Below are 16,549 nucleotides of genomic sequence, written 5' to 3' on the forward strand. Positions count from 1 at the left end.
GGGGCCGCGTGCGGACACTATGGTGAGGAGATGCCCCGCGACGATGCCGAGCGCGTGCACCCCGAGACGGTCGCCGAGTGGCGCGAATGGCTGTCGTCGCGCCACGAGGACTCGGACGGCGTCTGGCTCGTGTTCTGGCGATCGGGAACGGGGCGGCCGACGATCTCATACGAGGACGCGGTCGTCGAGGCGGTCGCCTTCGGCTGGATCGATAGCCAGGCGAAGACGATCGACGAACTGCGCTCCGCCATGTGGTTCTCACCGCGGCGTCCCGGATCGCCGTGGTCGGGGAGCAACAAGCTACGCGTCGCCCGACTCGAGACCGAGGGGCGCATGACGGATGCCGGACGCCGCCAGGTGGAGACCGCCAAGGCGAACGGCATGTGGGCGGTTCTGGACGGCCCCGAGGCGCTCGTCGTGCCGGACGACCTCGAATCCGCTCTCCAGGCGGCCGGTGTGCGAGCGGCCTGGGATGCCTGGAGCCCGAGCGTGCGTCGCGCAGCCCTCACCAAGCTGGCCCTGGTGAAGCGAATGGAGACCCGGGCGCGTTACGTGCAGCAGATCGTCGACGAGCTCGACGGTGGAGGGCGCTAGCCCAACCCCACGGTCGGGGCGAGCGTCGACGTCCAAGCCGGCTGCGCGCGGCATCCGTCGAGGATGCGCGCGAGCGCGTCGTGCTCCGCGGGAACGACCCACAGTCGGTACGCCGCCTTCACCGACACCTGTCTGGCGGCGTACGCGCACCTGAAGGAGCGGTTCGCGGGCAGCCACGTGGCGGCATCCCCGTCGCCCTTGCTCTCATTGGTCGGTCCGTCGACGGCGAGCAGCTCGAGCGGATCGTTCGCGAGCGCCTCGCGCTGCTGCTGCGTGAGCTGCCGCGCCCCGGTCTGCCAGGCGTTCGACAGCGGCACCACATGATCGATCTGCACGAGCGCGGAGGTGCGCTCGCCGCGCACGAAGTCGATCGTCTTGCCCGAGTACGGGTCGCGGAGCACTCCGGAGAGCACCTTGCACTGCCCGTTCCTGACCACGTCGGTGAGATCGCGCGCGAGCACGTCGTCTCTGGTGTCACAGCCGTTGCCGTCGACGTCTTTCCATGCCGCGCCGAAGTCGCCGACCCTGTCGTAGCCCGTATGCGGCGCCTTGCCCTTGACCGGGATGGTCGCGAGCACCGCGAGAGCAGTACCGGCGGTCGGGGCCGTCCCCGGCACCGATTCCTGGGAACTCGCATCCTGCGAGCTCTGCCCTGCGGAGGCGCCCGGCGATCCTTGCGTATTCGCCAGATACGTGACGAGAAGGATGCCCGCGGCCGCGACCAGTAGCGCGGCTATGGTCGTGCGAACGGCAGCGCGTGACCGTGCGGGAATCTTGGCAGGCATGGGTGTCTCTCTCGGGGGCATCCCGACAGTAGCTGCACCAACCGACGATCGCGGGCGCGGCGCTGCGGCAGGTCCCAGACAGAGCACGGCGCCGGCGGGGCTGGACGCGCCTTCCGCCGGACGCCGGCGTCCTCGTCGGGTCGCGACATCGTCGGCGCGACCGTGAACGTGGCTCACACGTTACGCCCATGAGGATCCCTCGTAAAGCGGGGCCAACCCGTGACGGCGCCCGCCCGAGTCCCTTAGCCTTTCGAAATGCCGACGCACATCCTCGCCATCGACCAGGGAACGACGAGCACGAGGGCGATCGTGTTCGACCATGCCGCGCAGGTGGTCGCGGTGGGGCAGCTGGAGCACCGCCAGCTCTTCCCGCGGGCGGGCTGGGTCGAGCACGATCCGATGGAGATCTGGCGCAACACCCGTGAGGTCGTTGGCATCGCTCTGAGCAAGGCGAACATCACACGTCACGACCTCGCCGCGGTTGGCATCACGAACCAGCGCGAGACGGCAGTGGTGTGGGACAAGCACACCGGAAAGCCGGTCTACAACGCGATCGTCTGGCAGGACACGCGCACGCAGCCCATCGTCGATCGCCTGGCCGCCGACGGCGGAACACGCCGGTTCTCGGACGCGGTCGGCCTGCCCCTCGCCACCTACTTCGCCGGCACCAAGATCGCGTGGATCCTCGAGAACGTCGACGGCGCACGGGAACGCGCCGAACGCGGCGATCTGCTGTTCGGCACCACGGACACCTGGCTGCTGTGGAACCTCACCGGGGGCGCGGCGGGCGGAGTCCATGCGACGGATGTGACGAACGCGTCTCGCACCTTGTTCATGGACCTGAAGACACTGGACTGGCGCGAGGACATCCTCGAGGTCTTCGGGGTGCCGCGGTCGATGCTGCCGCAGATCCGCTCGTCGAGCGAGGTGTACGGCGAAGCCGAGTCGCACAGTCTGCTGCGGGAGACGCCGATCGCGGGCATCCTCGGCGACCAGCAGGCGGCGACGTTCGGGCAGGCGGCGTTCGATGCCGGCGAGTCGAAGAACACCTACGGAACGGGCAACTTCGTCATCGTCAACACGGGCGAGGAGATCGTGCACAGCGAGAACGGTTTGATCACCACGGTCGCGTACCGCCTCGGCGAGAAGGCGCCGCGCTACGCGCTGGAGGGCTCGATCGCGGTCACCGGCTCGCTCGTGCAATGGCTGCGCGACAACCTCGGCTTCTTCAGAGAGGCGAAAGAGGTGGAGCGGCTCGCGGCATCCGTCGACGACAACGGCGGCGCCTACATCGTTCCCGCTTTCTCCGGCCTGTTCGCCCCATACTGGCGGCCGGACGCCCGCGGCGCGATCGTGGGCCTGACCCGCTTCGTCACCAAGGCGCACCTCGCGCGCGCGGCGCTCGAATCGACGGCGTATCAGACCCGCGACGTGCTGGAGGCGGTCGAGCAGGACACCGGAACACCGCTGAGCGAGCTCAAGGTCGACGGCGGCATGACGGCAAACGGCCTGCTCATGCAGTTCCAGGCGGATGTCTTGGGTATCCCGGTCGTGCGCCCGACGGTGGCAGAGACCACGGCTCTCGGCGCCGCGTATGCCGCCGGGCTGGCCGTCGGATTCTGGACCGACTGCGATGAGTTGCGCTCGAACTGGCAGGAGGGCGCGCGCTGGGAGCCGACGGAGGACCGCGACGGCGTCGAGCGGATGTACCGCACGTGGAAGAAGGCCGTCACGAAGACGTTCGACTGGGTCGAAGACGAGCGCCCGGAGTAGCGACGACTTGCGGCGGCGCGGGCCGCGGCATCCTCAGCCGAGCGTCGAGTGCGGGCCCGCGGATTGTGCACCCGTCTCGGCAGCGCGCGCCTCGGCCTCGATGCGACGCGTGTAGTCCGACCAGAACCCGGGGTCGTCTTGAACCGGGTGCCGGTTGTCGTTCCACGTTGCGCCGTCGATCGTCTCCCTGAGGATGTCCGCATGGCCGGCATGACGAGCGAACTCCTGCACCACGTGCGCAAGGATGCCGTGCAGCGTCACGTTCCGCCGCTCCTCTGGCCACCAGGGCACGATGCCCGGTGCGTCGAGCGGCAACTCGTCGATCGTGGCGTCGCTGTGTCGTGCGGAGCGGTCGAAGAAGTCGAGGATCTCCGCGCGCGTCTCCGACGCGGGAACCCACATGTCGCGGTCATCGTCGGCGTCGTCCTCGAGCCACGGAACCACCCAGTCCTCACGGCGGTCGAACACTTCCCCGAAGTAGCCCAACTGCACGCTGCCCGTGTGCTTGATGAGTCCGAGCAGGTTGGTGCCCGTGGGCGTCATGGGTCTACGGGCGTCATATTCCCCCAGCCCGTCCACCTTCACCAGCAGCGTTGCGCGCAGCCGCCGCAACGCGGTGTGCAGGGTGGCCTTGGCGTCATCTGGCATGCTCATGGGCCAACGCTACGCGCGGCATCCGACGAGGCGCAGCGACGCCGAGCACGACGACATGCCGGGGTCGCCGTCCCCCGTAGCATCCCCGTGGGTTCACCTGGCGCTAACGCTGCCCGGGTATCATCGCGTCACCGGTCCGCAGCGAAGAAGAAGTGATCGCCCTGATACGAGTACTCAGCTACAACCTCCGGAAGAATCGCGCAACCGGCGAGTTGCTTGACCTGGCGGCATCCACGTCCGTCGACGTCATGTGCCTGCAGGAGGCAGACACCGCAGCCCTGCCGAACGAGGTCGGAACGCTTACCCTCGCCGACTCCACCAAGCGCAACCGCTTGGGTCTGGCGGTCTACTACCGAATGGACCGCTTCGAGCTGCGCGAGACCGACACCTACGAGCTGAAGAAGTCGCTGCACGACCGCGTGCTCGCGCCCGCCCACGAGCGCCTGGTCGGCACGCTCCTGAAGGATGCCGCCACCGGGCACGAGGTCGTGGTCGCCTCGTTCCACGCCGCGCCCCTGACAGCTCTGAACTCCTTGCGGCGCACCCAGATCCGCGCCGCTCACGCCGAGCTGCTCCGCCTCGGACACGGAGTGCCGACGCTCATGGTCGGGGACTACAACTACCCGTTCTTCACCCAGTCCCTCGGTGAGCGCGTCAGGGCATCCGGTTACGACATGTCGCTCAGCGACCGCAAGACCTACACGCGCTACAAGTTCTTCAAGGGCCACTTCGACTTCGTGACCTCCGCCGGCCTCGACGTGCAGGCCGTGGAGACCCTTCCGCGCGGCGACTCGGACCACATGCCGATCGTCGTCTCGGCCGAGTACGGGGATGCCGCGGCGTAGCTCTCACGCATGGAGCCGGGCGCATGCCTGGCTCGTTACGATTCAAGGGTGACAGCCCTCGCCGAATTGTCCACAGCCGAACTGCGCGAACTGCATTCGCAGCTGACCGCAGACTACGACGCGCTCGTCGCGCGCGGGCTCTCGCTTGACATCACGAGGGGCAAGCCGTCTCCGGCTCAGCTCGATCTGGCGAACCCGATGCTCTCGCTTCCCGGCGAAGACGACTATCGCGACAGGGCCGGAGCCGACACCCGCAACTACGGAAACCCGCAGGGTCTGCCCGAGCTACGCGAGATCTTCTCCGGCGTGCTCGGCGTTCCGGTTCCGCAGCTGCTCGCCCTCGGCAACTCCAGCCTGACCACCATGCACGACGTCATCGTCAACGCGATGCTGCATGGCTTTCCCGAAAGCGAGCGGCCGTGGGGGCGCGAGGAGACGATCTCGTTCCTGTGCCCAGTGCCGGGTTACGACCGTCATTTCGCGATCACGGAGCACCTGGGCATCCGAATGATCCCGGTGGCCATGACGGATGCCGGCCCCGACATCGCGCAGATCGAACGACTGCTCGCCGAGGACGCGACCATTCGCGGCATCTGGTGCGTGCCTGTGCACTCGAACCCCACGGGCGCGATCTACAGCGAAGAGGTCGCCAGGGCGCTCGTGTCGTTGCCGGCCGCGGCAGACTTCCGCATTTTCTGGGACAACGCGTACGCCGTTCACCACCTCACGGATGACGTGCCGGAGCCGATCGACATCCTCTCCCTCGCCGCGGAAGCCGGAAACCCTGACCGGGTTTTCGTATTCGCGTCGACGTCGAAGGTCACGTTCGCCGGGGCAGGCGTCGGGTTCCTCGGATCGTCGCCCGCCAACGTGTCGTGGTACCTGAGCCACTCCGCGGTGCAGTCGATCGGGCCGGACAAGGTGAACCAGTTGCGCCACGTGCGGTTCCTGAAGGATGCCGAGGGTCTCGAACGGCACATGCTGGCTCACCGCGAGCTCATTGCGCCGAAGTTCGCCGCCGTCTCCGAGGTGTTCGAGCGACGGCTCGCGCCGTACGAGGCCGGCACCTGGACCGCGCCGTCCGGAGGCTACTTCGTGAGCCTTGACGTGCACGACGGATGCGCCGCGCGAGCCGTCGCGCTCGCCGCCCACGCCGGCATCGCCGTCACCCCTGCCGGGTCGACGTATCCGTACAAGAAGGACCCGCGCGATGCGAACATCCGCATCGCGCCGACCATGCCTCCGCTTGCCGAGCTGGTCGAGGCGCTCGACGGACTGTGCACCGCGATCCTGCTGGCCGAGGTCGAGCGCCTGCTCGGCTGAGGCGGCGGCACCGCCACTACTGCGCCAGGGTTTCGTGTTTGCGCCAGGTAAGCCGGCGCAAGCAATGCGAACTGGCGCAAACACTCAGCCTGCCCGTTGCGGGGCGTCTCGCACCGAGCAGTTGGGGCAGACTTGCACGGTGCCGAGATCTGCGACCCTGAACAGACCTCTGGCGCTGCTTGCCGCTGTCGGGCTCTCGATGGAGAACCTCGACGGCACGATCATCCAGACCGCGGCGCCCGCCATGGCGCACGACTTCGGCGTGCGGGCCGTCGACCTCAACGTCGCCATGACCGCCTACCTGCTCACCGTCGCGGTGTGCGTTCCGGTGAGCGGATGGCTCGCCGATCGCTTCGGGGAGCGGCGCGTGTTCGCGACCGCCCTCGCGATCTTCACGGTGGCATCCGCTCTCTGCGCGCTCGCCGGCAATCTGCCCGAGCTGACGGCGGCCCGCGTGTTGCAGGGCGTCGGTGGAGCCATGATGGTGCCGGTCGGACGCCTCGCCGTACTGCGGGGGCTCGACCGCCGGGACCTGCTGGATGCCATGGCCTACCTCACGTGGCCGGGTCTCGTCGCTCCCGTGGTCGCTCCTGCGCTCGGCGGAATCCTGACCGACACGGTCGGCTGGCCGTGGATCTTCCTGATCAACATTCCGTTCGGCGTTGTCGCTTTCATCGCGGCATTGAAGATCGTGCCGAACACACCCCAGCCGGAAGCGCGACGCCTGGACTGGACGGGCTTCGGTTTCACGGGCGTTGCCCTCGGTGCCCTCGTTCTCGGCATGGAAGAGGTGGGATCGAGTTCGACCAACTGGGCGTGGGCCGCCGTGTACCTGGTCGTGGCCGCGGGAGCAGGCCTGGCGGGGGCGGTCTGGATGCGTCGCGCGAGGCATCCGTTGCTCGACTTCTCCGCACTGCGTATCGATACATTCCGTGTCGGGAATGTAGGCGGCGGCGTGTATCGCTTGATCATCAGCGCCGCACCGTTCCTCTTCACGTTGCTCTTCCAAGTCGGCTTCGGCTGGAGTGCGGCCCAGGCCGGCCTGCTCGTCGGGGCCGTGTTCGTTGGGAACATCGCCATCAAACCCGTCACCACCCCGCTCATCCGCCGATTCGGCTTCAAGAACGTGATCGTCGGCAGCAATCTGGCCGGCGCGGTGGTGTACGTGGCGTGCATCTTCATCGATCCGACCACGCCGATCTGGGCCATCGCCCTGCTGTTGTTCCTGAGCGGCGTGTTCCGGTCGATCGGGTTCAGCGGTTACAACTCTCTGCAATTCGCAGACGTGCCGAGCGACCAGATGACGCCGGCCAACACACTGGCATCGACCATGCAGCAGGTGGCCGTAGGCATCGGCATCGCCGTCGCCGCCCTCATCGTGCGGTTGACGACAACCGCTGCTTCCGCGATCTCGCCGACGGATGCCTGGCTCGGCTATCGCTGGGCGCTCGCCGTGGTCGCGCTTCTGCTGGTCTTCCCGATGATCGAGGCCGCTCTCTTGCCGCGCCATGCCGGCGAGACGGCCGCCCGTCGTTGATGCTCCCGTTCGGGTAGCGACGGGCCTGACCGCCGGTTGAGTGGCGGCCCGTACCGGCGGGTGGGGCGGCGGGCGGCGCCGTGGGTGGTGCAGAGCCGGAACAATGGTGTGGTGCCCAAGCCGTTGCCTTCCGATCGCATCCTCACCGTGTCCGATGTCTCGTTCGTGCGGCAGGGGCGCGACATCCTCTCCGGCATCTCGCTCGAGGTGGATCGGGGCCAGCATTGGGCACTGATCGGTGCAAACGGTGCAGGCAAGTCCACGCTGCTGAGCCTGCTCGGTGCGGTGCAGCATCCGACAAGCGGCACGGTCGAGGTTCTCGGCAATCGCCTCGGACGAGTCGACCTGCGCGAGCTGCGTTCCCTCCTCGGGCACGTCAATCCCAGGCACGAGGTGCGTGGGCCGCTGACCGTGCGAGACGTCGTGGCCACCGGAATCACCGGCACCCAGGAGCTGATGATGCGGTGGGAGCCGACTGCCCGCGAACGGATCCGCATCGACGAGCTCATCGAACTCATGGGCATGACGGCCAGGCGGGATGCGCGCTGGCCGAATCTGTCGCAGGGCGAGCGTGGTCGCACGCTCATCGCCCGCGCCCTCATGCCCGACCCGCACCTGCTGCTGCTCGACGAGCCGACGACCGGCCTTGACATCGCGGCGCGCGAGCACCTGCTCGACAGGGTGGATGAACTGCGGGCGAGGCATCCTGACCTGTCGAGCGTGCTCGTGACGCACCACCTTGAAGAGCTGCCCGCCTCGACGACACACGCCATGCTGCTTCGTGACGGGCGCGTACTTGCGCAGGGCGAAGCGGATGCCGTGCTCACCGGATCACTCGTGAGCGAGGCGCTCGACTACCCGCTCACGATCACCCGAGTCGAGGGCAGGTGGAGCGTGCGCACCGACAAGGGTGCGCGGGCTGAGTAGGCCGACCGGTGGCTATCGAGGCGGCGGCTCCAAGGGGGGTCAGTCAGCGGTGGCCCGGTTTCGATACGCGGCTTCGCCGCTAGTCAACCTGCGGTGGTGGGCGAGTTCGCCGCTAGTCAACCTGCGGTGGTGGGCGGCCGCGGCTACAGGGCCGCGAGGGCGAGGCCGGCGGCGGCCGCGAGCACGGTGAGAACGAGCATCCCGAGGCTGTTGACAACGGATGCGACTCCCTTGCGCTCCATGACGAGCCGCGCGGTCTCGAAACTCGCCGTGGAGAACGTGGTGTAGCCGCCGAGAAAGCCGGTGCCCAGCACGATTCGCAAGTTGTCCGGAGCCGCGTGGAACGCGGCGAGTCCGGTGATCAGGCCCAGTAGCAGCGAGCCGCTCACGTTGACGATGAGCGTTCCGGCCGGCACCAGCCAACGCAGTCGGCTACGCAGTACGCCGTCGAGTACGAACCGTGCCACGGCCCCCACGCCGCCGCTCAGAGCGACGAACGTGGCCAGAAGCGCGGGGGTCACGACGTGCCTCGCGCCGACCCGGCGGATGCCCGCGGTCGTGACAGCGTCGACCCGAGCGCGATCCCGGCGAGCGAAGCGGCCAGCCCGACGACGAGTGTCAGCACGGAGTATCCGACCGAGAACCACGGATTCTGCGGGCTGCCCACGCCGATCGTCTCGACCGCGAGCGAACTGTAGGTGGTGAACCCGCCCATGAACCCCGTGCCGATGAGGAGTCTCAGAGTGCGCCCACGCCGGGACTCCGCGCCTCGCCGGGCGATGGCGCTGAGCAGCAAGCCGAGGAGGAACGCCCCGACGACGTTCACGATGAACGTCGCGACCGGGATGCCGCCAAGGAGGAACCAGTTGAACGGGGGCAACGCGATCGGTTTGATCGCGAGTGCCAAGAGGTAGCGCGAGAGGGTGCCGAGGCACCCGCCGACGAAGACCAGGAGCATGGCGACCGGCTGCAGGTGGAGCGGCAAAGGCCGGCGCGGCAGAGCCCGGCGACCTTCTTCGGCGTGCTCGGGAGGAGACGTCACGAAGCGTCGGACGACGGAACGCGCCTTGCGGGGTCGTGGCCCTCGACGGTGTGCGCCACCGGGATGACGATGACCGGCCGCGCCTGGTTGTGGGCGAGGGCGACCGCGATGGAGCCCGCGAGAAACTCCTCGAGGCTCGCTCGGAAGCCGGGCTTGCGGGTGCCGACGGCGATCGCCCGTGCGTCGCGCTCGTCCGCGAGACGGGCGAGCTCGATGGCCGGGTCTCCTGCTCGCGCGACGAACTCGGGACGCGCCTGCGGTGCGAGGGCACGGATGCGCGCGACCAGGTCGGGGTCGAACGTCTCCTCCTGCGTATCGGCGACGTCGGGATCCAACGGCATCGACAGCACCGAGCCGTCGGGCAACGTGCTGATCGAATATCGCAGTGGCTCGACCGTGGCGAACACGACCGGGGCGCCCAGCTGTCCGGCAAGAGCCACGGCCTCGGTGATCACGACATCCGGAACGTCGGCGACGACGCCGACGATGAGCGGCCGGGGCGATCCGTCGTCGGCGGCCTGCGAACCTGCTGCGTCGGTCATGGTGGCACTATACCGACGCGACGGCCGCCCGGGCCGCTGCCGCGGGGCGTCTCGCCGCCTTGGCGACGCGGCTCAAGAGCGCACGGTCGCCGCGCAGTTCGAACCGGATGTCGGCGGGCACCCAGGCGAGCGCCGAGACGAGGTGCGCAAGGGATTCTCCGGAGAGCGGCCAGATGCAACGGCCCTGGCCCTCGTCAATGAGACCCGAGCCCCATCCGCCGAGCCGTGCACGCATCTCGTCGATGTCCGCATGCAGCACGACGTCCACCCGAAGCGGCGCCCTGGCCGAACGGATGCTCGTGCGCACGTATCCCTCTGCGTCGCCGCCAGGGATCGTGCGCGGCTCGAACCGCACCCGTGTGCCGAAGACGTCGGCGATGCGGTCGAGGCGGAACGTGCGCCAGTCGTCGCGGTCGCGGTCCCACGCCACGAGAAACCAGTTGCGTCCGAACGAGACGAGTGCGTGCGGCTCGACGCTGCGTTGCGACTCCGTTCCGTCTGCCGAGCTGTATCTGAAGCGGGTGCGCTCTGCATCACGGCACGCCATGGCGAGCGTGCCGAGCAGCTCGGCTGAGACGGGTGCACCCCCGGATGGCGACATGTGCAGGCTGCCGGCGAGGGCATCCGTTCTCGCCCGCAGGGCGGGAGGCAGCACCTGCTCGAACTTGGCCAGCGCGCTCAACGTGGTGTGCTCCCCGTCGACGAGTCCCTGGGCCGCCGCCGAACGTAGTCCGACGGCGACGGTGACGGCTTCCTCCTCCGTCAGGAGCAGCGGCGGCAGGTGGGCGCCCGCCTCGAGTCGGTAGCCGCCGGCGGCCCCCCGGGTGGCGTCGACGCGGTATCCGAGCTCGCGCAGCCGGTCGATGTCCCGCCTCAATGTGCGCTCGGTGACCCCGAGCCGGTCGGCGAGCTCCGGTCCTGGCCACTGCCGGTGAGTCTGCAGCAGCGAGAGCAGTTCGAGCACTCGGGACGCGGTGGGAGCCATGCATCCATTCTCTTCGCTATCAGGACCGAAACTGTCCTGAAACCGACATAATGTGGCATCCATCAAAGAACGAGGGCCGTCAGGCCCGAACGGATCGGCTGGTCGCGCGCGGCCCGCCGCAGGGAAGGGAAGCACCATGGACTGGAAGATCGAACTCGTCTTCGTACCCGTCTCCGACGTCGATCGAGCCAAGCACTTCTACGCTGATCAGCTCGGTTTCCCCGTCGACTACGACCAGACGGTCAGTGACGAGGTGCGATTCGTGCAGATCACGCCCCCGGGGTCGGCATGCTCGATCGCGTTCGGCAAGGGACTCACGGACATGCTGGTCGGCAGCCAGCGCGGCGTGCAGATCGTCGTGGACGATGCGGATGCCGCGCGCCAGCACCTCCTGTCCAACGGCGTGGAGGCGAGCGAGGTGGACGACCAGCCGTGGGGGCGGTTCGTCACCTTCAGCGACCCGGACGGTAATCGCTGGACGTTGCAGCAGCTCGTGAACCGCGGCTGAGCCGGCGCAAGCCCCTGACCGAGGCGGGAGCCCGGTGATAGCTTGCCCCTTGTGTCCCGTATCGCGGCGGCCGCGCCGGCCGTCCCAGCTCACCGCTACTCGCAGGCGGAGATCACGAGGGTGCTCGAGCCGCTGCTCACTCACGATCCGTCGCGGGCCGCATTGCTGCGGCGCATCCACGCATCCGCCGGGGTTCAGACGCGCAACCTCGTAATGGAGCTTGACGAGTACGCCCGGCTGCAGTCCTTCCACGAGTCCAACGGCCTGTTCATCACGGCGGGAACGGACCTGGCCGAGCAGGCGACGCGAGACGCGCTCGCTGCTGCGGGCATCCGCGCAGACGAGGTGGATTTCGTGCTGTTCACGTCGGTGACCGGCGTTGCCGCTCCGTCGATCGATGCGCAGCTCGTGAGCAGGGTCGGCATGCGAAGCGACGTGAAGCGGCTGCCGTCGTTCGGGCTCGGATGCGTGGCGGGCGCGGCAGGACTGGCGCGCGTGCACGACTATCTGGTGGGGCATCCGAACGACGTCGCCGTACTCGTCTCCGTCGAGCTGTGCTCGCTTACGGTGCAGCGTGGCGACGACTCGATGGCCAACATCGTTGCAAGTGGTCTGTTCGGCGACGGAGCCGCCGCCGTGGTCGTGGTGGGGGATGCCTACGCGCGCGAGAAGGGGATCACCGGCCCCGACGTGGTCGACACGAGGAGCAGCCTGTACCCCCAGACCGAGGATGTGATCGGCTGGGACATCGGCGGAACCGGCTTTCGCATCGTCCTGAGCGCGGGGGTACCCGACGTGATCGGGCGGCACTTCGCCAACGACGTACACGCGCTGCTGGGGGCCAACGAATTGACCGTCAGCGACGTGAACACCTGGCTGGCGCATCCGGGCGGACCGAAGGTGCTCGAGGCGTTCGCCACGGCCCTCGGCCTGACGGATGCCTCGCTCGAGCCGAGCTGGCGGGCGCTCGCCTCGGCAGGCAACCAGTCCTCGGCGGCCGTGCTCGGCATCCTCGCGGAGAGACTGCGCACGCCGTCGCCGGGCGAGACCGGACTGCTGTTCGCGCTCGGGCCCGGCGTGACCGCTGAACTCGTCCTCCTGCACTGGTCAGATGCCGAGCCCGGGCTGGCGGCATGATCTGGTACAGCGCACTGATCCTGGCGGTCGGCGCTGAGCGCATCGCCGAACTCGTGCTCTCCACGCGCCACGCCCGCTGGTCGTTCGCACGCGGCGGCCGTGAGTACGGCAAGGGTCATTTCGGCCCCATGGTCCTTCTGCACATCGGGCTCCTGGCCGGATGCCTCGCCGAAGGGTGGATCGCGCGGCCTCCGTTCATCCCGTGGCTGGGCTGGCCCATGTTCGCGCTCGTCGTGCTCGCGATGAGCCTGCGCTGGTGGTGCATCGCGGTGCTCGGCCGGCAGTGGAACACCCGGGTCATCGTCGTGCCGGGCATGTCCGCGGTGCGGCGGGGGCCGTACCGCGTGCTGCACCACCCCAACTATGTAGCGGTCGTCGTCGAGGGCTTCGCCCTGCCGCTCGTGCACACGGCGTGGATCACGGCGCTAGCCTTCACCGTGCTGAATGCCGTGCTGCTGGCGGCATTCCGTATCCCCACCGAGAACGGCGCCCTCACGGACCTCGCCGGCGGCGCAGGTGCCGTCTCGATCGACAGCGCAGAGGGTGACGCGCAGGGGGCCGTGACGGAGCCCGTAGCGGGGCGCGCAGAGGATCACGCGGGGTGACGCTCGACGCACAGGTCGCGATCGTGGGCGGCGGTCCGATCGGACTCGCCTGCGCGCTGTTCGCGGCAGAGGCCGGCCTCGACACCGTCGTGGTCGAGCCGCGAGATGCGCCCATCGAGAAAGCGTGCGGCGAGGGGCTCATGCCTGGCGCGTGGCGGCTCGTCAGTGAGCTGGGAGTGGATCCGCCCGGAGCCGACATCGCGGGGGTCGCGTACGTGCAGGGTGCCGCGCGGGCGGAGCACCGCTTCGCCGAAGGGAAGGGCCGAGGCGTCGCACGCACGGCGCTGCACGAAGCGATCGCGCGCAGGGCGGCGGCCCGGGGCATCCGCGTGATCGCCGGCCGAGCGGATACGCTCGCGCAGCACTCGAACCACGTCACGATCTCGGGCCCGTCGCTCGAACCCCTCGATGCCGGTTACGTCATCGGTGCCGACGGCCTTCACTCGCGCGTGCGAGAGCTAGCGGGGCTCACAGGGAGGCCGCAGCGGGCGTCCGCTCGCCGGTTCGGTCTGCGCAGGCACTATGCGATCGCGCCGTGGTCGGACCTCATCGAGGTGCACTGGACGCGCCATGCCGAGCTGTATGTGACGCCCCTCGGCCCCCGGCTGATCGGCGTCGCACTCCTCGGTCGGCGCGGCACGGACCTGGCGTCGGCGCTCGCCGACGACCCAGAGCTGGCCGCGTTGTTGCGCACGGATGCCGGTGGGCACTCGCGCGCGCAGCTCGGCCAGGTGCGCGGAGCAGGTCCGTTGCTGCAGCGCACGAGGTCGCGCACGGCCGGGCGTGTTCTGCTCGTCGGTGACGCATCCGGATATGTGGACGCGCTCACGGGTGAAGGACTTCGCGTGGGCATCGCGCAGGCGAAGGCGGCCGTCGCTGCGGCGGCGGCGGGGGACCCCGGTCGCTACGAGCGCGAGTGGGTCAGCATCACGCGGGATTTCCGAGTGATCACGGGCGCCCTGGTCGGGGCCGCTCGTTCGCCGGTGCGCCGTGCGATAGTTCCCGCGGCCGTGAGGCTTCCCGCTCTATACGGGGGCATCGTCGAACGCCTGTCCAGGTGACCGGCTGAAGCAGCGCTCAGCCCAGTACTGGTGGCTAGTGCAGAAGGAGCTGACGCAGCTGATCCGCCGAGTGCACGACGGCCATCGCGCCGACGGCCTCGACGGGCGAGCCGTAGCCCCACTCGACGATGACCGAAGGGATGTCGTTCGCCTCTGCGCCGAGCACGTCGTGGCCGCGGTCGCCCACCATCACCAGGTGGTCGGTGTCGAAGCCCTTCGCCTCGAGCTGCTCACGAACGGAGCGGATGACGTCTGCCTTGGTGCTGTTGTTCTCGAAGTCGGGGGATCCGCCCACGACGTCGAAGTACTGCAGCAGACCGAAGTGCTCAAGAATGCGGGTTGCACGTCCGACGGGCTTGCTCGTCGCGAGCGCGACAGGAATGCCCGCCTCGCGCAGCGAGTGCAGCAGGCCGAGCATGCCGGGGAAGACGGCGTTGCCGTGGAGGTCGGTGAAGTCCGCGCGGGCGCGGTAGGCCTCGGTGGCGGCGTGGGCCTCGCGCTCGTCAAGACCGAGCGCCTGCAAGGTCTCGTGCAGAGGAGGTCCCACGTGCGCGACGAGGGAGTCGGGGTCGGCAACCGGGTGGCCGATCTCCTCCAGTGCACCGGCGAGGGATCGCGTGATGCCTGGGGCGGAGTCGGTCAGGGTACCGTCGAGATCGAACAGTACGGCTGACCACGTACGAGTGGTCCCGGGGCTCTGTTCGCTCATGATCGAAGTCGGGATAGTCATGGCCCGGCCATGCTACGACGTTTTGTCGAGCAGTGCCTCCACGCGCTCGTGGCTCAGGGCGTGGCCGTGTCATCCGGGTTGAACTGCGCGGCCGCACAGTCGGCGGTGCGGATGTGTTCAATCGGGTGAGTGCAAGCACGCCGGTTATCGATCAGGCGCGGAGACATCCACGGCGCGGCATTGCACCGAACGCTGACGGAAATATGCGCCGGGCGGACGACCTTGATCCCCGAGAATGCAGCGGAGCCACTGGAATGAATTAGTCATCACGAGAAGCGGAATATCTGACGGACTCGTGTCATCCTTTCGCGGGGCTATTGCAATTGCGTATGGTTAGCGCATGGCCAAGAAAACGACCGTTGTGCTTGTCGACGATATCGACGGCGTGGAAATCGACGACGGAAAGGGCGAGACCGTCTTTTTCGCTCTCGACGGAGTCTCATATGAGATCGACCTCAGCGATGCGAATGCGCAAAGGCTCCGCGAAGCGCTGAAGCCTTTCGTCGAGTCCGGCAGGCGCGCCGCCCGCGGCACACGTTCGGCCATCGCTCCCACGCGCTCCCCACGGGGCACCAAGGAAGACCTCGGTCACGTGCGCGAATGGCTGCGCTCGCGCGGACACAAGGTCTCGGATCGCGGCCGCATTCCCGCCACGCTGCTCGAGGAATACCGCGCCAACGCCTAACGGCTGCATTCGGTAGCGATGAGCAGAGCCGGGATCAGAACAGCCGGCTGAGCGAATCGTCTATTCCACGCATCTCGTCATAGTCGAGCACCACGCAGCGGATGCCTCGATCCTCTGCGAGCGTGCGCGCCTGCGGTTTGATCTCTTGCGCGGCGAAAACGCCATACACGGGTGCGAGCAGGGGATCCCGGTTCATCAGTTCGAGGTACCGCGTCAATTGCTCGACCCCGTCGATATCGCCCCTGCGCTTCAGCTCGACGGCAATCGACCGCCCGTGCGCATCGCGCGCGAGGATGTCCACTGGCCCGATCGCCGTCATGTACTCCCGGCGCACGAGCGTGTGCCCATCGCCCAGCAGGTGGATCTGCTCGGCGAGCAGCTTCTGCAGGTGCGCCTCGACGCCGTCCTTCTGCAGGCCCGGGTCGATGCCCAGCTCGTGGGATGAGTCATGCAGCACCTCGTGCACGCTCACGATCAGACGGTCAGAGGTCTTGGCGTTGGTGACGGTCCAGACCTCCGTCGCACCGGCATCCGCCTGAACCTCGTCGGGTTCGGAGACGCTGAGCGTGCACGGCGGGCTCATCCAGTTCAGGGGTTTGTACGAACCGCCGTCGGAGTGCACGAGAACGCTGCCGTCCGCCTTGAGCACGAGCAACCGCGTGGCAAGCGGAAGGTGTGCGCTCAGGCGTCCGGCGTAGTCGACAGAGCATCGAGCAACAACCAACCGCACCCTTCGAGGTTAACGGATGGCGGCACCACGGCCGCACTCCCCGCTCGACCGATAGCCGACGAGGTTTCGCATTCGCTCGGGGAACC

19 protein-coding genes are annotated in these 16,549 nt (G+C 68.3%); 11 read left to right on the plus strand and 8 right to left on the minus strand.

From position 1 onward, the window contains the following. Positions 1–30: 30 nt before the first annotated feature. Entirely contained in the window at positions 31–594 is a 564-nt protein-coding gene (locus tag ACO2Q7_RS10800) for a YdeI/OmpD-associated family protein (RefSeq protein ID WP_423355606.1), read from the plus strand. Here ACO2Q7_RS10800 and ACO2Q7_RS10805 read toward each other — a convergent pair. Continuing rightward, positions 591–1,379: an HNH endonuclease family protein gene (locus ACO2Q7_RS10805; protein WP_423355607.1), complete on the minus strand. Its 789-nt coding sequence runs from the start codon at positions 1,377–1,379 to the stop codon at positions 591–593. The two genes, ACO2Q7_RS10800 and ACO2Q7_RS10805, sit on opposite strands and share 4 nt — an antisense overlap. 255 nt (positions 1,380–1,634) lie before the next feature. Between ACO2Q7_RS10805 and glpK the strand changes: the two genes are divergently transcribed. Next, complete coding sequence (glpK, locus tag ACO2Q7_RS10810; protein ID WP_423355608.1) at positions 1,635–3,152, plus strand: glycerol kinase GlpK; 1,518 nt, start codon at positions 1,635–1,637, stop codon at positions 3,150–3,152. A 33-nt stretch (positions 3,153–3,185) separates the two neighbouring features. Here glpK and ACO2Q7_RS10815 read toward each other — a convergent pair whose 3' ends face one another. After that, positions 3,186–3,806 carry a DinB family protein gene (locus ACO2Q7_RS10815; RefSeq protein ID WP_423355609.1) on the minus strand — a complete coding sequence of 207 codons (621 nt, stop codon included), beginning with the start codon at positions 3,804–3,806 and terminating at the stop codon, positions 3,186–3,188. Between the two features lie 164 nt (positions 3,807–3,970). Here ACO2Q7_RS10815 and ACO2Q7_RS10820 point away from each other — a divergent pair, with 164 nt between their 5' ends. From ACO2Q7_RS10820 to ACO2Q7_RS10835, 4 genes are all read left to right on the plus strand, one after another. Further along, the gene (locus ACO2Q7_RS10820) at positions 3,971–4,651 is read left to right on the plus strand and encodes an endonuclease/exonuclease/phosphatase family protein (RefSeq protein ID WP_423356009.1); all 681 of its coding nucleotides are present in this window, start codon (positions 3,971–3,973) and stop codon (positions 4,649–4,651) included. A gap of 48 nt (positions 4,652–4,699) precedes the next feature. Further along, the gene (locus ACO2Q7_RS10825; protein ID WP_423355610.1) at positions 4,700–5,974 is read left to right on the plus strand and encodes an aminotransferase class I/II-fold pyridoxal phosphate-dependent enzyme; all 1,275 of its coding nucleotides are present in this window, start codon (positions 4,700–4,702) and stop codon (positions 5,972–5,974) included. Positions 5,975–6,113: 139 nt separating this feature from the next. Next, on the plus strand, positions 6,114–7,511 hold the full coding sequence (locus ACO2Q7_RS10830) for an MFS transporter (RefSeq protein ID WP_423356010.1): 1,398 nt from the start codon (positions 6,114–6,116) through the stop codon (positions 7,509–7,511). 111 nt (positions 7,512–7,622) lie between these two features. Next, positions 7,623–8,438, plus strand: a complete 816-nt coding sequence (locus ACO2Q7_RS10835; RefSeq protein ID WP_423355611.1) for an ABC transporter ATP-binding protein — start codon at positions 7,623–7,625, stop codon at positions 8,436–8,438. Positions 8,439–8,581: 143 nt separating this feature from the next. On the opposite strand, the gene crcB is transcribed toward ACO2Q7_RS10835, so the two are convergent. Genes crcB through ACO2Q7_RS10855 form a run of 4 tightly spaced genes read right to left on the minus strand, consistent with a single transcriptional unit; the run spans position 8,582 to position 11,007 of the window. Further along, the gene (gene crcB / locus ACO2Q7_RS10840; protein WP_423355612.1) at positions 8,582–8,959 is read right to left on the minus strand and encodes a fluoride efflux transporter CrcB; all 378 of its coding nucleotides are present in this window, start codon (positions 8,957–8,959) and stop codon (positions 8,582–8,584) included. Further along, positions 8,956–9,480: a fluoride efflux transporter FluC gene (locus tag ACO2Q7_RS10845; protein WP_423355613.1), complete on the minus strand. Its 525-nt coding sequence runs from the start codon at positions 9,478–9,480 to the stop codon at positions 8,956–8,958. The genes crcB and ACO2Q7_RS10845 overlap by 4 nt, the downstream gene beginning before the upstream one ends. Then, complete coding sequence (locus ACO2Q7_RS10850; protein WP_423355614.1) at positions 9,477–10,022, minus strand: universal stress protein; 546 nt, start codon at positions 10,020–10,022, stop codon at positions 9,477–9,479. Before ACO2Q7_RS10850 ends, ACO2Q7_RS10845 begins: the two co-directional genes overlap by 4 nt. Positions 10,023–10,029: 7 nt before the next feature. After that, entirely contained in the window at positions 10,030–11,007 is a 978-nt protein-coding gene (locus ACO2Q7_RS10855; RefSeq protein ID WP_423355615.1) for a helix-turn-helix transcriptional regulator, read from the minus strand. Positions 11,008–11,143: 136 nt separating this feature from the next. Here ACO2Q7_RS10855 and ACO2Q7_RS10860 point away from each other — a divergent pair, with 136 nt between their 5' ends. The 4 genes from ACO2Q7_RS10860 to ACO2Q7_RS10875 are packed head-to-tail and all read left to right on the plus strand — an operon-like array spanning position 11,144 to position 14,318. Next, positions 11,144–11,515, plus strand: a complete 372-nt coding sequence (locus ACO2Q7_RS10860; protein WP_423355616.1) for a glyoxalase superfamily protein — start codon at positions 11,144–11,146, stop codon at positions 11,513–11,515. 51 nt (positions 11,516–11,566) lie between these two features. Then, entirely contained in the window at positions 11,567–12,652 is a 1,086-nt protein-coding gene (locus tag ACO2Q7_RS10865) for a type III polyketide synthase (protein WP_423355617.1), read from the plus strand. Then, a complete protein-coding gene (locus tag ACO2Q7_RS10870; protein WP_423355618.1) occupies positions 12,649–13,257 on the plus strand; it encodes an isoprenylcysteine carboxyl methyltransferase family protein in 609 nt (202 codons plus the stop codon). Before ACO2Q7_RS10865 ends, ACO2Q7_RS10870 begins: the two co-directional genes overlap by 4 nt. Then, a complete protein-coding gene (locus tag ACO2Q7_RS10875; protein ID WP_423355619.1) occupies positions 13,254–14,318 on the plus strand; it encodes an NAD(P)/FAD-dependent oxidoreductase in 1,065 nt (354 codons plus the stop codon). Before ACO2Q7_RS10870 ends, ACO2Q7_RS10875 begins: the two co-directional genes overlap by 4 nt. A gap of 34 nt (positions 14,319–14,352) precedes the next feature. Here the strand turns inward: ACO2Q7_RS10875 and ACO2Q7_RS10880 are convergent, their stop codons facing one another. Next, positions 14,353–15,027, minus strand: coding sequence for an HAD hydrolase-like protein (locus ACO2Q7_RS10880; protein WP_423355620.1), 675 nt, complete (start codon positions 15,025–15,027; stop codon positions 14,353–14,355). 361 nt (positions 15,028–15,388) lie between these two features. On the opposite strand from ACO2Q7_RS10880, the gene ACO2Q7_RS10885 reads away from it, so the two are divergent. Then, the gene (locus tag ACO2Q7_RS10885; protein ID WP_423355621.1) at positions 15,389–15,733 is read left to right on the plus strand and encodes a histone-like nucleoid-structuring protein Lsr2; all 345 of its coding nucleotides are present in this window, start codon (positions 15,389–15,391) and stop codon (positions 15,731–15,733) included. 34 nt (positions 15,734–15,767) lie between these two features. On the opposite strand, the gene nucS is transcribed toward ACO2Q7_RS10885, so the two are convergent. Further along, positions 15,768–16,463 (minus strand): endonuclease NucS, encoded by a 696-nt coding sequence (nucS, locus tag ACO2Q7_RS10890; protein ID WP_423355622.1) that lies wholly within the window; start codon positions 16,461–16,463, stop codon positions 15,768–15,770. Between the last annotated feature and the right edge of the window lie 86 nt (positions 16,464–16,549).

It is taken from the genome of Rathayibacter sp. KR2-224, from assembly GCF_049446075.1.
Classification (GTDB): Bacteria; Actinomycetota; Actinomycetes; order Actinomycetales; family Microbacteriaceae; genus Humibacter.

Excerpts from the sequence above, each read along its gene's own strand:
- ACO2Q7_RS10800 (WP_423355606.1), top strand. The coding sequence starts at position 31 with ATGCCCCGCGACGATGCCGAGCGCGTGCACCCCGAGACGGTCGCCGAG.
- ACO2Q7_RS10805 (WP_423355607.1), bottom strand. The coding sequence starts at position 1,379 with ATGCCTGCCAAGATTCCCGCACGGTCACGCGCTGCCGTTCGCACGACC.
- glpK (WP_423355608.1), top strand. The coding sequence starts at position 1,635 with ATGCCGACGCACATCCTCGCCATCGACCAGGGAACGACGAGCACGAGG.
- ACO2Q7_RS10815 (WP_423355609.1), bottom strand. The coding sequence starts at position 3,806 with ATGAGCATGCCAGATGACGCCAAGGCCACCCTGCACACCGCGTTGCGG.
- ACO2Q7_RS10850 (WP_423355614.1), bottom strand. The coding sequence starts at position 10,022 with ATGACCGACGCAGCAGGTTCGCAGGCCGCCGACGACGGATCGCCCCGG.
- ACO2Q7_RS10855 (WP_423355615.1), bottom strand. The coding sequence starts at position 11,007 with ATGGCTCCCACCGCGTCCCGAGTGCTCGAACTGCTCTCGCTGCTGCAG.
- ACO2Q7_RS10860 (WP_423355616.1), top strand. The coding sequence starts at position 11,144 with ATGGACTGGAAGATCGAACTCGTCTTCGTACCCGTCTCCGACGTCGAT.
- ACO2Q7_RS10870 (WP_423355618.1), top strand. The coding sequence starts at position 12,649 with ATGATCTGGTACAGCGCACTGATCCTGGCGGTCGGCGCTGAGCGCATC.
- ACO2Q7_RS10880 (WP_423355620.1), bottom strand. The coding sequence starts at position 15,027 with ATGAGCGAACAGAGCCCCGGGACCACTCGTACGTGGTCAGCCGTACTG.
- ACO2Q7_RS10885 (WP_423355621.1), top strand. The coding sequence starts at position 15,389 with ATGGCCAAGAAAACGACCGTTGTGCTTGTCGACGATATCGACGGCGTG.